The organism is Anaeromyxobacter sp. PSR-1, assembly GCF_000964525.1.
Classification (GTDB): Bacteria; Myxococcota; Myxococcia; order Myxococcales; family Anaeromyxobacteraceae; genus Anaeromyxobacter.
In genome coordinates this window covers 1-13,540 of the sequence record NZ_BAZG01000111.1, presented here as the reverse complement: position 1 = coordinate 13,540, position 13,540 = coordinate 1, and the positions used below count along the sequence as shown (strand labels likewise).

The 13,540-nt window shown below is 75.9% G+C and carries 11 protein-coding genes and 1 pseudogene; 5 read left to right on the top strand and 7 right to left on the bottom strand.

Features of this window, described 5'->3' with window-relative positions; all coding sequences use genetic code 11:
- Positions 1-271: pseudogene (locus PSR1_RS15425) on the top strand (HEAT repeat domain-containing protein); the annotation flags it as partial.
- A gap of 311 nt (positions 272-582) precedes the next feature.
- On the opposite strand, the gene PSR1_RS15420 reads toward PSR1_RS15425, so the two are convergent.
- Both PSR1_RS15420 and recA read right to left on the bottom strand, forming a co-directional pair.
- On the bottom strand, positions 583-2,022 hold the full coding sequence (locus PSR1_RS15420) for an LETM1 domain-containing protein (RefSeq protein WP_059438384.1): 1,440 nt from the start codon (positions 2,020-2,022) through the stop codon (positions 583-585).
- A 206-nt stretch (positions 2,023-2,228) separates the two neighbouring features.
- Complete coding sequence (gene recA, locus PSR1_RS15415; protein WP_059438383.1) at positions 2,229-3,305, bottom strand: recombinase RecA; 1,077 nt, start codon at positions 3,303-3,305, stop codon at positions 2,229-2,231.
- Between the two features lie 272 nt (positions 3,306-3,577).
- On the opposite strand from recA, the gene PSR1_RS15410 reads away from it, so the two are divergent.
- On the top strand, positions 3,578-4,168 hold the full coding sequence (locus PSR1_RS15410; RefSeq protein WP_059438382.1) for a DUF2378 family protein: 591 nt from the start codon (positions 3,578-3,580) through the stop codon (positions 4,166-4,168).
- 18 nt (positions 4,169-4,186) lie between these two features.
- Here PSR1_RS15410 and PSR1_RS15405 read toward each other — a convergent pair whose 3' ends face one another.
- Positions 4,187-4,780: a YqgE/AlgH family protein gene (locus tag PSR1_RS15405; protein WP_059438381.1), complete on the bottom strand. Its 594-nt coding sequence runs from the start codon at positions 4,778-4,780 to the stop codon at positions 4,187-4,189.
- A 244-nt stretch (positions 4,781-5,024) separates the two neighbouring features.
- Here PSR1_RS15405 and PSR1_RS15400 point away from each other — a divergent pair, with 244 nt between their 5' ends.
- Together PSR1_RS15400 and PSR1_RS15395 are read left to right on the top strand one after the other, a co-directional pair.
- Entirely contained in the window at positions 5,025-5,228 is a 204-nt protein-coding gene (locus tag PSR1_RS15400) for a hypothetical protein (RefSeq protein WP_012528030.1), read from the top strand.
- Positions 5,229-5,243: 15 nt separating this feature from the next.
- Positions 5,244-6,419, top strand: a complete 1,176-nt coding sequence (locus tag PSR1_RS15395) for a cache domain-containing protein (protein WP_059438380.1) — start codon at positions 5,244-5,246, stop codon at positions 6,417-6,419.
- 14 nt (positions 6,420-6,433) lie between these two features.
- Here the strand turns inward: PSR1_RS15395 and thpR are convergent, their stop codons facing one another.
- From thpR to glmU, 3 genes are all read right to left on the bottom strand, one after another.
- On the bottom strand, positions 6,434-7,018 hold the full coding sequence (gene thpR / locus PSR1_RS15390; protein WP_059438379.1) for an RNA 2',3'-cyclic phosphodiesterase: 585 nt from the start codon (positions 7,016-7,018) through the stop codon (positions 6,434-6,436).
- A 64-nt stretch (positions 7,019-7,082) separates the two neighbouring features.
- Positions 7,083-8,918 carry a glutamine--fructose-6-phosphate transaminase (isomerizing) gene (gene glmS, locus PSR1_RS15385; protein ID WP_059438378.1) on the bottom strand — a complete coding sequence of 612 codons (1,836 nt, stop codon included), beginning with the start codon at positions 8,916-8,918 and terminating at the stop codon, positions 7,083-7,085.
- 36 nt (positions 8,919-8,954) lie between these two features.
- Positions 8,955-10,421 (bottom strand): bifunctional UDP-N-acetylglucosamine diphosphorylase/glucosamine-1-phosphate N-acetyltransferase GlmU, encoded by a 1,467-nt coding sequence (gene glmU, locus PSR1_RS15380; protein ID WP_059438377.1) that lies wholly within the window; start codon positions 10,419-10,421, stop codon positions 8,955-8,957.
- A 147-nt stretch (positions 10,422-10,568) separates the two neighbouring features.
- Between glmU and ggt the strand changes: the two genes are divergently transcribed.
- Positions 10,569-12,230: a gamma-glutamyltransferase gene (gene ggt / locus PSR1_RS15375; RefSeq protein ID WP_059438376.1), complete on the top strand. Its 1,662-nt coding sequence runs from the start codon at positions 10,569-10,571 to the stop codon at positions 12,228-12,230.
- A gap of 176 nt (positions 12,231-12,406) precedes the next feature.
- On the opposite strand, the gene PSR1_RS15370 is transcribed toward ggt, so the two are convergent.
- Positions 12,407-13,105, bottom strand: coding sequence for a transposase (locus PSR1_RS15370; RefSeq protein WP_193388366.1), 699 nt, complete (start codon positions 13,103-13,105; stop codon positions 12,407-12,409).
- Between the last annotated feature and the right edge of the window lie 435 nt (positions 13,106-13,540).

The window sequence follows — 13,540 nt, the reverse complement described above, 5'->3', positions numbered from 1 at the left end:
GGGCCGCGCCGGCGGGGTCGCGCAGGCGCGCGCGCTCGCCGACGCCATCGCGCGGCCGGTGGACGGGGACGCGGCGCTCGCCGCGCGGCACGCGGCGGTGCTCGCGCTCGGCTGGATCGCGGCGCGCGAGCCGCTCGGCGGGGACGCCGCGCAGGTGGCCGCCGCGATCGACCGGACGGTCGCGCAGGATCGCGGCCGGACGCTCACCGCCGGCGTGAACGAGGACGCGCTGCGGCTGGCGCTCCGGCTGAAGCGGCCGGCGGCGAGGTAGGCCGCGGCCTCGCCATCCGCTCACCCCTCGACAGGCTCGGGGTGAGCGGAATTCCGAGGTCCGCTCCTGGTGAGCCCCGTCGGCTCCGCCCGCTCATCCCCCCTTCGACTCCGGCGGGCCTACGGCCCGCCTACGCTCAGGGTGAGCGGATCGGTATCAGGCCGCGCGGAGTCGAGGGACAGGCCGCGCGGAGTCGAGGGACAGGCCGCGCGGAGTCGAGGGACAGGCCGCGCGGAGTCGAGGGACGCTCACGGTGCGCCGCCGAAGACCCGCTCATGGTGAGCCCCGTCGAACCATGAGCGGGGGCAGGGTCAGACCGGCTCGCGCTTCCGGCCGCCGGCCTTGCCGGGCGCCTTCGCGGTCGCGGGCGCGGCGGCGCCTTCCGCGGCGCCAGGCTTCGCGCCGGGCGCGGGCGCGCCGTCGCCGCGGGGCGGGCGGTCCCAGGCGCTCGGCATCAGGTTGAAGGGCAGCAGCTTCGCGAGCAGGGGCAGCAGCAGCATGCCGCCCGGGGCCGCGAAGATGGCGAGGGCGGGCACCGCCTTGGCGAGGTCGATGAGCTGCGCCTTCACCTTGCGCTTCTCGGCCGCGCTGAGCGTCTTCCCGGCGGCGGCCTTGGCGAGCAGCCCGCCCAGCTCGCCGGTCTCGCGGATCTCGGTCGCCAGCGAGCCGAGGTTGTCGGTGACCGCGGTGGAGACGCGCTCGACGACGTGGTCCGCCACCGACTCCCACTCGTCGGCGAGCACCTGCCAGTCCACCGGGACGCCGCCCTCGTCGAACGCCTCGAACCAGACCTCGTGGTCGCAGTGCTGCGCCGCGGCCTCGATCTGCGCCGCGGCGGCCGCCTGCGCGTCGAGCCCTGCGGCCGCGGCGAACCGCTCGGTCCAGCGGCGCGGCCCGTCGCCGTCGAGGCGGACCCGGAGCTGCGCCAGCAGGAGCTGCTCGAGCAGGAACGGCCGCACCCGCTCCGGCGCGTCGGCGGCGATCTCCTCGGGGCCGCGGGGCGACGCCACCAGCCGGCGCGCGTCGCGCAGCTCGGCGCGGGAGAGGCCGAGGCGCGCGAGCTGGCGCACCCGCAGGCCGCGGGCGCGCTCGCCGTCGGAGCCGGCCGCGAGCAGCAGGCCGGAGAGCGCCTCGGCGAGCAGCACCGACTCCCGCGCGGCGTAGGCGCCGTGGCGGGCCAGCGCCTCGGGGACGAGCCGGCCGGCGCGGTGGAAGCCGAGCACCACGCGCGCGAGCCGCCGCCGCAGGATGGCGGTCGCGCCGGGGTGGAGCGGCAGCCCGGAGACGGGATCGCCGGCCGGGTAGGCGCGGGCCTGCAGCGCCTCGGCGGCGCCGCGGAGGGCGCGCTCCACGGCGCGGTCGGTGGACCCGCCCGGCTGCTCCGGCTCGACCTCGAGCGCGAGCGCGTCGAGGCCGAGCGCCGCCGCCAGGAACGCGGCGATCTCGGCGCGCTGGCGGGTGCGCAGGAACGGCTCGCCCCGCAGCAGCGCGAGGTCGAGCGCCAGCCCCACGTGCGTGCGGACCTCGTCGAGGAACGCGTCGTCGGCCGGCGGGGGATCGGCGCAGAGCCGCCGGCGGCGCAGCGAGCGGGCCACCAGCAGGCGCGCCGCCGGGAGCAGGTCGCCCCGCGCCTCCGCCGCCGCGCGCACGTCGGCCGGCAGCCGCGCGCGAGCGGCGTCGGGGTCGTGCTGCTCCAGCTCCTCCGCGAGGAGGTGCTCGAGCCAGCTCTTGTCGCTGAGGGCCTTCGCCACGTCGGTTCCGGAAGGGTGGGAGTGTAACCCGGTTGCCCCCTCGCCCGCTTGCCCACCCGGCGGATCCTCCGCCGTGCGGGCGGGCGGGGAGGCGCACGCAGGCGGAGGAGGGGCGGAGACGAAGCGGGCCGGCCTCTCTCGAGGCCGGCCCGGCCGGGCCGCGGTCGCGGCTCCCTCGCCCGTGGGGCGGGCGAGGGCGTTGCGGATCACTTCGCCTTGGCGCGGGGCTTCCGTTCCTCGGCCGGCTCCTCCGCCGGCGGGGAGGGGACGGCCACCGGGCCGCGGTGGATGCCGAAGCGCTCGAACAGGCGCGACTCGACCTGCTGGAGGATCTCGGGGTGCTCGCGGAAGAACGCCTTGGCCTGCTCGCGTCCCTGGCCGATGCGCTCGCCGCCGAAGCTGAACCAGGTGCCGCTCTTCTCGACGATGTTCTCGTTCGAGGCGAGGTCGAGCACGTCGCCCTCACGGCTGATGCCGTGGCCGTACATGATGTCGAACTCGACCTCCTTGAACGGCGGGGCGACCTTGTTCTTCACCACCTTCACGCGGGTGCGGTTGCCGATGACGGAGTCGCCGTCCTTGATGGCCCCGATGCGGCGGATGTCGAGCCGCTGCGACGCGTAGAACTTGAGCGCGTTGCCGCCGGTGGTGGTCTCCGGGTTCCCGAACATCACGCCGATCTTCATGCGGATCTGGTTGATGAAGATGACGATGGTCGAGGACTTGGAGATGGTGCCGGTGAGCTTGCGGAGCGCCTGGCTCATGAGGCGCGCCTGCACGCCCATGTGCGCGTCGCCCATCTCGCCCTCGAGCTCGGCCTTGGGCACCAGGGCCGCCACCGAGTCCACCACCAGCACGTCGATGGCGCCGGAGCGGACCAGGGTCTCGACGATCTCGAGCGCCTGCTCGCCGGTGTCGGGCTGCGAGATGAGCAGGTCGTCGGTGCGGACGCCCAGCTTGCGGGCGTAGCCCACGTCGAGCGCGTGCTCGGCGTCCACGAACGCGGCGATGCCGCCGCGCCGCTGCGCCTCGGCGATGGCGTGCAGCGCGAGGGTGGTCTTGCCGGAGGACTCCGGCCCGTAGATCTCGATGATGCGGCCGCGCGGGAAGCCGCCCACGCCGAGCGCGATGTCCAGCGAGACCGCGCCGGTCGAGACCGCCTGGACGTCCTTCACCAGCGCGTCCTCGTTGCCGAGGCGCATGATCGAGCCCTTGCCGAACGCCTTCTCGATCGACGCGACGGCCAGCTCGATCGCCTTCTCCTTCTCCGGTCCCACGGGCATGTTTCGTCTCCTTGTAGGGCGCGCCGCGCCTGGCGCGGGGCTCGATCCGTTCGACCCCGCTCGCCGTGGCCTGTGTGAAGGGCGCTCCCGGCGACCTCTGCTGCGTGTCTTCCTTCCCCTACCAGCGCCCCCTGACACCGGGGCCGCCGGACCTGAACGCCCGGATACTGAACGGACGGTCGGGTGGAGTCAAGGAAACGTGCGGGAATCCGCGCCCATCCCGCGCGGGTCTCTGCCCGGCACCCCGCCCCTTGGGGCAGACTGCCCGGTCCATGCCCGTCGATCGACAGGACCTCGAGGCCCGCATCGCCGCCGCCCGCAGCGACGACACCGTCCGCGGGCTCGTCTTCAACGCGCTGTTCTCGGTGGTGCGGGAGGTCGCCGGCGAGGAGGCCGCGCGCGCCTGCGACCCGACCGGCAAGGCGAGCCGGGTCGAGTTCTTCAGCTACCCGGTCACCGACTTCCTGGCGCTCGCCGCGGCGGTCGCGGAGCGGATCGGCGGGCGGCTCGGCGGCGAGCAGCAGGCGTTCTTCCGGATCGGCCACCGCGCCGGCGGGATGGTGCTCGACTCGATGGTCGGCAAGACCATGCTGGCGCTCTCCGAGGCCGGCGGCGCGCGCCAGCTGCTCGCGAACGTGCCGAGCGCCTACAAGGGCGCGGTGAGCTACGGCGAGCGGCGGCTGGAGTGGACCGGCGAGCGCCGGGCCCGGGTCACGTTCCGCCGCGAGCTGCTCGCGCCGCCGTTCCACTGCGGCGTGTTCACCGCGGTGCTGGAGCGGGTCGGGGCGAAGGACATCCGCACGGAGGCGCGCCAGACCGGCGCGCTCGACGCGGAGTGCGAGCTGGCCTGGGAGGCGGCGTAGTCCGCCGTCCGGGCGGGCTCAGGCCTCGGCGCCGCCGCCGCCCACCAGGAAGCCGGCCGGATCGAGCCCCAGCCGCCGCACCGCGGTCTCCCAGCGCTTCTCCATCGGCACGTCGAACACGAGGTCGCCCTGGAGCGGCATGGGCACCCACGCGCCCTCGCTGACCTCGCGCTCGATCTGGAGCGGCGCCCAGCCGGCGTAGCCGAGCAGCAGCAGGTACGGCCCCGGGTCGCGCGAGCGGACCAGCGCCTCCAGCAGCTCGCGCGAGCCGCCCAGCGCGAGCCCGCCCCCGAGCGCCACCGCGCCCTCCTCCGGCGCCGCCGGGCCGGGCCGGAACAGGATCCAGAGCCGCTCCGGCTGCACCGGCCCGCCCACCAGCACCGGGTCGTCCGCCCGCCCGGCGCCCTCGGCGCGCTCGCGCAGCTTCTCGTCCAGCCCGCCGAGCACGTCCGCGACCGTGATCGGCCCGGGCCGGTTCACCACGAACCCGAGCGCGCCCTGCGCGTGGTGCTCGGCCATGAGCACGAGCGATCCGTTGAAGTTCGGGTCCGCGAGCGCCGGCGCCGCGACGAGGAAGCCGGGCGCGAGTCCGGCAGGAGCGTCCTTGGGCATGTGCGTCCTCCGGTGCGGCCGAGCGACGCCCGGAGATCTCGCGCGCCGCGGCCGGGAGTGCAAGCCGGGGCGCCCCCGGGCGTGCGGGCGGGGGTGCGCGCGGCGGCGCAGGTACAGCACCACCCCGGGTGTGGGCGCCCCGGGCGGGGAGCCGTCCAACCCTGCGTCATCGCTTCGCGGGTGCGCGGCACCCCGCTCGCAGTGGGTCGCCCGGCCGGCCCTCGACGCCGGCGGGGAGCGAACGATGGGGAAGCTGTACGACACCGTCCGCCAGATCGACGCCGTGATCGCGCGCAAGAACCTGCCGGTCTTCAAGACGAAGGGGCTCATCGCGATCCACGTGGGCTTCTCGCTGGCGATGGTCGAGGAGGCCACGCCGGACGACGAGGCCAAGATCGACGCCCTGCGCCGCGTGGCGCGGCAGGTGCTGGGCGAGCCCATCCCGTAGCGCGGGGGTCCCGACATGAAGGCCATCTCGATCAAGACGAAGCTGGTGCTCGCCATCGTGGCCGCGCTCGCGCTGGTGGCGATCGCGGTCGCGGCGGTGGTGCGCGGCGCCGCCGAGCGCAACGTGCGGCTGGTGGGCGCCGAGGCCATCCGCGCCGCGGGCGGCACGTTCGCCGCCATGCAGCGCGCGGACGTGGAGAAGCTGGACGCGACGCTCTCCGCGCTCGGCGCGAACCCGGCGTTCGCCGAGGCGTTCGCGGCGCGCGATCGCGAGCGGCTGCTGGCGCTCGCGGCGCCGGTGTTCGCCGGCCTGCGCGCGCAGCACGACATCACCCACTGGTACTTCCTCGACCCGGCGCCGGCGCGGACCTGCTTCCTCCGCGTCCACAAGCCCGAGCAGCACGGCGACGTGGTGGGGCGCGCCACGCTCGCGCAGGCGGTCGAGACGGCCGGGCGCGGGGCGGGCATGGAGCTCGGCCAGACCGCGTTCGCGCTGCGCGTGGTGCGGCCGCTGTCGCACGCCGGCGCGGCGCTCGGGTACGTGGAGCTGGGCGAGGAGGTGGACCACTTCCTCGGGCGGATGAGCGCCCAGACCGGCGACGCCTACGCGCTGGTGGTGGAGAAGCGGTTCCTCGATCGCGCGGCGTGGGCCGCCACGCGGGAGGGCCGGCGCGATCCCTGGGACGACCAGCCCGCCACCGTGGTGGTGGACGCGACCTCCGACGACCCGGCGCTCACCGCGTTCCAGGGCGACCTCTCCGCGGTGCCGGAGGAGGGCCAGCTGGTGGACGAGCTGGAGCGCGGCGGGCGCACCCTGGCGCGCGGCCTGGTGCCGGTGCGCGACGCGGCCGGGCGGCGGGTGGGCGCGCTGTTCGTGCTCCACGACATCACCGACGTGCACGCGACGTTCATGCGCGCGCGCACGCGCGTGTTCGCGGTGATCTGCGCCATGGCGCTGCTGCTCGCGCTCGTGCTGGTGGTGCTGCTGCAGCGGCTGGTCTTCGGCCGGCTCGGGCGCATGGTGTCCACCATGGAGGACCTCTCCGCGCGGCTCGCCGGCGGCGACTACGACGTGGCCGCGCCGCCGCCCGGGCCGCCCGACGAGATCGGCCGGTTCGAGGACTTCTTCGGCCGGTTCCTGGCGGTGGTCGGCGGCCAGCTGAAGGAGCTGACGCGGCGGCGGACGGGGTAGGGCGCCGGGCCGCGCTACCCGCCGCCGAGCGGGGCGCGCAGGAGCGCCTCGTAGCGCGCGCCCTTCGGCGAGAGGTGCGACTCGAACAGCACCAGCTCGGTCGCGCGCCAGCCGAAGCCGTCGGCCCGCGCCTGCGCCGCGAGCGCGCCCCCGAGCCCGGGGGCGCCGCGCGGATCGCGGGCGCGGCCCAGCGTGAGGTGCGGCGAGAACGGGCGCGACTCGGGCGCGAAGCCGAGCGGCGCGAGCCGCGCGCCGAGGTCGGCCACCAGCGCCGAGAGCGCCGCCACGTCGCCGCCGAGCCCGAGCCAGACCACCCGCGGGCGGCGCGCGTTGGGGAAGCCGCCCGCGCCGCTCACCTCGAGCGCCAGGGGCCGGGCGCCGGCCGCGGCCGCCTCGACCGCGGCGCGCACCGCCTCCACCCGCTCCTCCGGCACCGCCCCCAGGAACTGCAGCGTGAGGTGCACGCCGTCCGGCGCCACCCAGCGCACGTCGCCGGCCGCGCGCCCGGCGGCGGCGCGGACCGCGTCGGCCGCGGCGCCGATGCGGCGGCGCACGGCGTCGGTGGGCTCGAGGGCCACGAACAGGCGGCGGGTGACCACGGCCGAGGTCTACCGCACCCGCGCGCCGCGCGCGAGGTCCGGCGCGGCGCGGGGCCGGCGCCCGCTACTCGACCGTCACGCTCTTCGCGAGGTTCCGCGGCTGGTCCACGTCCGTGCCCTTCAGGTCGGCCACGTGGTAGGCGAGGAACTGGAGCGGGATGATCGACAGGAGCGGCACCAGCGCCGGCGGCGCGGGCGGGACGGTGATCGCCACCTCGGCCAGGCTGGCGGCGTGCGTGTCGCCCTCGGTCACCACGGCGAACACCTGGCCGCCGCGGGCGCGCACCTCCTCCATGTTGCCGAGCGTCTTCTCGTAGGCCGGCTCGCGCGTGGCGAGCACCACCACCGGCAGCTCCTCGTCGATGAGCGCGATGGGGCCGTGCTTCATCTCGCCGGCGGCGTAGCCCTCGGCGTGGATGTACGAGATCTCCTTCAGCTTGAGCGCGCCCTCCAGCGCCACCGGGTACTCGCTGCCGCGGCCCAGGAAGAGCACGTCGCGCGCGGCGGTGCAGCGCTTGGCGATGGGCATGAGCTGCGCCTCCTGGCGGATCATCTGCTCCATCCAGGAGGGCACGCGGCGCAGGTCCTCGAGCAGCTCGCGGGCGCGCTCCACCGAGAGCGTGCCGCGCAGCCGGCCCAGGCGCACCGCCATGAGGAACAGCGCGGCGAGCTGGGTGGTGAACGCCTTCGTCGAGGCGACGCCGATCTCCGGGCCGGCGCGGGTGAACAGCGTGCCGCCGTCGCACTCGCGGCTGATGGCCGAGCCCACCACGTTGCAGATGGCGTAGGCGCGGGCGCCGCGGGCGCGGGCGATCTTCACCGCGGCGAGCGTGTCGGCGGTCTCGCCGGACTGCGAGATGGCGAGGCACAGCACCCGCTCGTTCACCAGCGGATCGCGGTTGCGGAACTCGCTCGCCAGCTCCACCTCCACCGGCACGCGCGCCAGCGACTCGATCATCTGGCGCCCGGACAGGCCGGCGTGCCAGGAGGTGCCGCAGGCCACGATGACGATCCGCTCCAGCGAGCGGGCGTAGTCCTCCGGCAGCTCCATGCCGTCGAGCGTCACGTCGCCCTGCTCCAGCGAGGCGCGCCCGCGGATGGTGTCGGCCACCGCCCGCGGCTGCTCGAAGATCTCCTTGTGCATGAAGTGCTTGTGGCCGTCCTTCTCGGCGGCCACCGCGCTCCACTCGATCTTGCGCGGCTTGCGCGCGAGCGGCTCGCCGTCGCGCCCGTACAGCGCGATGCCGGCGGGGGTGAGCACCGCCAGCTCGCCCTCCTCCAGGTAGACCACCTCGCGCGTGTGCTCGAGGATGGCGGGCACGTCGGAGGCGAGGAAGCTCTCGCCCTTGCCGTAGCCGACCACCAGCGGCGAGGCGTTCTTGGCGGCGACGATCTCCTCGGGCCGCTGCTGCGAGACCACCGCGATGGCGTAGGTGCCCTTCACCTGCGCGAGCGCCTGGCCCACCGCGTCGCGCAGGTCGCGCGCGCCCGCGGCGAGCGCGTCGGCGATGAGGTGCGCGAAGATCTCGGTGTCGGTCTCGGACGAGAACTTGTGGCCGCGCCCGGCCAGCGCCGCCTTCAGCTCGAGGTGGTTCTCGATGATGCCGTTGTGGACCACCGCCACCCCGCCGTAGCAGTGCGGGTGCGCGTTCTCGTCGGACGGCTTGCCGTGGGTGGCCCAGCGGGTGTGGCCGATGCCGGTGGTGCCGGCGAGCGGCGCGTCGGCGAGCAGCGCCACCAGGTTCTGCAGCTTGCCCTTCGCCCGCTTCACCGCCAGGCCGTTCGGCCCGACCACCGCCACGCCCGCCGAGTCGTACCCCCGGTACTCGAGCTTCCGGAGGCCGCCCACGATGAGATCCACGCACTGACGGGGGCCGACGTAACCAACGATTCCGCACATAGGGTCGCCTCAATACCACGCGGGGCGCGGGCGCGCCTAACTCGCCCGCCGGGCGGCCGGGCGGCCCTTCCGGGCGGGCGCCGGGCCGGTGGCCGTCCCCTTCATCTGCTTCTCCGCCTGCCGCTGGGCCACCCACCCCTCCTTCGTCACCTGGCGCGCCCGGCCGAGCGCCAGGGCGCCTGCCGGCACCGGATCCGTCAGCGTGGAGCCGGCCGCGACGTAGGCGCCCGCGCCGATCTCGATGGGCGCGACCAGGATGGAGTCCGAGCCGATGAACGCCCCGTCGCCGATCCGCGTCGGGTTCTTGCGCTCGCCGTCGTAGTTGCAGGTGATGGTGCCGGCGCCGATGTTCGCGCCGGCGCCGATCTCGGCGTCGCCGAGGTAGGCGAGGTGGTTCGCCTTCGCACCCTTCCCCAGCCGGCTCTTCTTCACCTCGACGAAGTTGCCCACGTGCGCCTCGGGGCCGATGTCGGCGCCGGGGCGGAGGCGCGAGAACGGGCCGAGGATGGCGCCCTCGGCGACCTGCGCCTCCGAGATCACGGTGTACGGGTTCACGGTCACGCCGTCGGCGAGGACGCCGTCGGTGATGACCGCGCCGGCGCCCACCCGCGTGCGCGCGCCGACGCGGGTGCGGCCGCGCAGCCGCACGTTCGGCTCGATCACCGCGTCCGCGCCGATCTCGACGCCCTCGTCGCAGTCGAAGCGGGCCGGGTCCTCGATGGTCACGCCGGCGCGCATGAACGCCTCGGCGAGCCGGCCCACCATCACGCGGTTGGCGCGCGACAGCTCGATGCGATCGTTGACGCCCGAGGCCTCCTCGGCCGGCACCTCGACGCCGGCCACGCCGCCCGCCTGCGCGGCCATGGGCACGAGGTCGGTGAGGTAGAACTCGCGCTGCGCGTTGGCGGTGCCCACCTTCGCGAGCTTCTTCCAGAGCAGCTCCGCGTCCACGCAGTACAGCCCCGCGTTCACCTCGCGGATGGCGCGCTCGGCGTCGGTCGCGTCCTTCTCCTCCACGATGCGCGACGGCCGGCCGCGCGCGTCGCGCACCACCCGGCCGTAGCCGCGCGGCGCCTCGAGCGTCATGGTGGCGAGCGAGACCGCGGCGCGCGCCCGGCGGCGGGCGGAGACCACCGCCTCGAGCGTCTCGGCGCGGAGCAGCGGCGTGTCGCCGGAGAGGATCAGCACCGGGCCGCGGTAGCCGCGCAGCGCGCGCTTCGCGGCGAGCACCGCGTGCGCCGTGCCGAGCTGCTGCTCCTGGACGGCGAAGCGCAGCGGCGCCTCGGGGAGCGCCGCGGAGAGCGCCGCCTCCACCGCCTCGGCCTGGTGGCCCACCACCACCACCACCGGGCTCGCGCCCAGCTCCAGGGCGCGCTTCACCGGGTAGTACGCGAGCGGCCGGCCCGCGACCTCGTGCAGGACCTTGGCCTTGTTCGACTTCATCCGGGTGCCCTTGCCGGCGGCGAGGACGATGGCGGCGAGCGGTGTGCGGGTGCGTGGCATGGTCGCGGAGGCTAGGCGCGGGTGGGGGCTGCGATCAAGCCTGCGCACGTGTGACCCGGAGCGCGGGCGCCCGGGCGCCCGGGGGTGCGCCCGGAGGTGCCCGCCGGACCGGTCGGGAGGGGGATCCCGGCGTGGTAGAGGTCCGGCATGCCGCTCCTGCTCGCCCTCCTGCTCTCGGCCACCGCCGCCTCCCCGCGCGGCGCGGTCGCCACCGGTCACCCCGCCGCCAGCGCCGCCGCCGCGCAGGTGCTCCGGGAGGGAGGGAACGCGGTGGACGCGGCCGTGGCCGCGGCGTTCGCGCTGAGCGTGGTCGAGCCCGAATCCTCCGGCATCGGGGGCGGGGGGTTCGCGCTCGTGTACCTGGCCCGGGAGCGCCGGGTGGTGGCGCTCGACTTCCGGGAGGTGGCGCCGGCCGGCGCGTCGGCGACCATGTTCGCGGGCGGCGCCGCGGCCGGCGGGCCGTCGCGCTCGCTCGACGGCGGGCTGGCGGTGGCGGTGCCGGGGGCGGTGAAGGGCTACGCCGAGCTGGCGCGGCGCTTCGGGACGCGGCCGCTCCGGCGGCTGGTGGAGCCGGCGGCGCGCCTCGCCGAGCAGGGGGAGCCGGTGAACCTGCACTATGTCCGCGCCGCGCGGAGCCGGCTCGCGTGCCTGGGCCCGCGCCCCGAGGCCGCGCGCACGTTCCTCGACCGCGGCGCCGGGGGCGCGCCGGCGGCGCCCGCGCCCGGGTGGCGGCTCCGGCAGCCCGAACTGGCGCGGACGCTGCGGACCATCGGGCGCGACCCCGAGGCGTTCTACCGCGGCCCGCTCGCCCGGAAGATCGCGCACGCCGCGAGGGCGGAGGGTGGGGTGCTCACCGAGGCGGACCTGGCCGCCTACCGCACCCGCGAGCGGACGCCGCTCGAGGGGCACTACCGCGGCCACCGGGTGGTCTCGATGCCGCTGCCCTCGTCCGGCGGCAGCATCGTCATCGGGCTCCTGCAGGCGCTCGAGCACGAGGACCCGCGGGCCGGCGGCCACTACCGGCCCGAGCGCTTCCTCCACGCCATGGCCGAGGTGGAGAAGCGGCTGTTCGCGCGGCGCGCCGTGCTCGGCGACCCCGCGTTCGTGCCCCGCGCGGCCGAGGTGGAGCGCGAGCTCGTGTCGGAGGAGGGTGCGGCGCGGCTCGCCGCCGCGGTGGGCGAGCGCGCCGCCACCGTGGAGGCGCCGCCGCCCACGCAGGAGTCGAGCCAGACCTCGCACCTGTCGGTCATCGATCGCGAGGGGAACGCCGTCGCCCTCACCACCACCGTGAACTTCCTGTTCGGCTCCTGCGTGGTCGTGCCCGGCACCGGGATCCTGCTCAACGACCAGATGGACGACTTCGACGCCGCGCCCGGCGCCGCGAACGTGTTCGGCGCCGTCGGCACCGGCGCGAACGCGCCCGCGCCCGGCAAGGTGCCGCTCTCGTCGATGGCGCCCACGCTCGTGTTCGACGGAGCCGGGCGGCTCGCGCTGGTGGTCGGCGCCGCCGGCGGGACGACCATCCCGACCACGGTGGCACAGGTGATCTCGCACGTGGTGGACGACGGCATGGGGCTCGCCGAGGCGCTCGCCGCCCCGCGCATCCACCATCAGTGGAGGCCCGACGCCCTGCAGGTCGAGCCGAACGGGCTGGAGGCCCAGACCGCCCGGGCCCTCGAGGCGAGGGGCCACCGGCTGCTGTGGCGCGACCGCCGCTGGTCGAACGCGCACGCCGCACGCGTCGCGCCCGAGGGCTGGATGGAGGCCGCCAGCGACCCGCTGCTCGAGGGCGCGGCGGCGGTGCCGTAGCCCGGCAGGCGTGACCGCGGAGACGTGGCGGGCGCGAGCACGCCGCGGAGAGGATGGCTGAGGAGGGGCGGGTGGCGGTCGTTGGCGCGGCTGCGTGGGGCCGGACGGCTCACGTGGGCGCGGCGCTCGTTCGCGGGACGGGGCCGCAGGCGGGAGCCGGTGGGGACGAGATCGGCTCACCGGCGAGGCCGGCGCCCGGGCAGCTCGTCGGGGGAGAGCAGGCCGTGCCGGCGCCATCCCCTCGCGAGGAGCCACGTTCGCGGGGCCGCGGTGACCTTCCGCGCCTCCGCAGGTCCGCCGCCGCGCCACCCGTCGAACCACCGCCCGGAGGAGAACCGGTCCACGCCCCCGCGCCCCGCCGGCTTCCCCAGCCGCGCGAGGTGGCTGCGGTGGTTGAGCAGCACGTAGGCGAGCGCGTTGCGGACCTCGGAGGGCGTGCCCAGCACGCGCGCGTGGTAGCGGTCCGCGAAGACCTTCCCGCGCCGCCCCATCATCCGGTTGAGCCCCTTCGCGAGGCGGATACACAGCCCCTGCATCCCCGAGGAGAGCGCGCGCTGCCCGTCCGCCTCGACGAGGAGGTGGAGGTGGTTGCCCTCGAGCGCGAAGTGGACCACGCGGAAGGTGGGGCTGGCCGCCGCCGCGGCCTCGAGCGCCGCCTCGACGACGCGGAGGGAGCGCTGGCTGCGCAGGTTCCAGACGTGCGGGAGCACGCGCAAGGTGACGTGCACCGGCGTGGCAGCGGTGACCGCAGGCCGCCCGTGGTGCGAGACCCCGGCCCGCGCGCCCTTCGGCTTTCGTCCCGCGCCCGCCCGCCGGCCGCCGTGGGTGCGAGGAGGAGGAAGCCGGAACCGGAGCTGACGCGAGCCGCGCATGATTGGGCAGATATTAACGCAGCGTGATGGCTGGGTCCACTGACCGTGTGGGTCGCAAGCAAGCGTTCCATGCGGCGTCACGCGCCCGCACGCCACCATACGCGTCATCCGGCTCGCACCTCACGCCCAGCTCGCGGTTCGACAGGCTCACCGCGAGCGGAGGGGGCCTCCGTCCCGCGGGCCCGAGCGCCACATGGTTGGGCACATATCCTTCCGCGGGTCCGCCGCGAGCGCAGAGACTCCCCCGAGCCCGCCCTCAGCTCGCGCCCCCACCAGGCTCACCGCGAGCGAAAGTGCCCGCCTCTCTCGCCCCCGCTCACGCCGCTCGACTGTCACCCAGGCTCCCGGTCCATCTGTCACCCAGGCTCCCGGTTCGCACGCAGGTCCACCGTCAGTAGATTGTCCCCCGCGCCCCGCGCCCCGCCCTCGGGCTTCTCG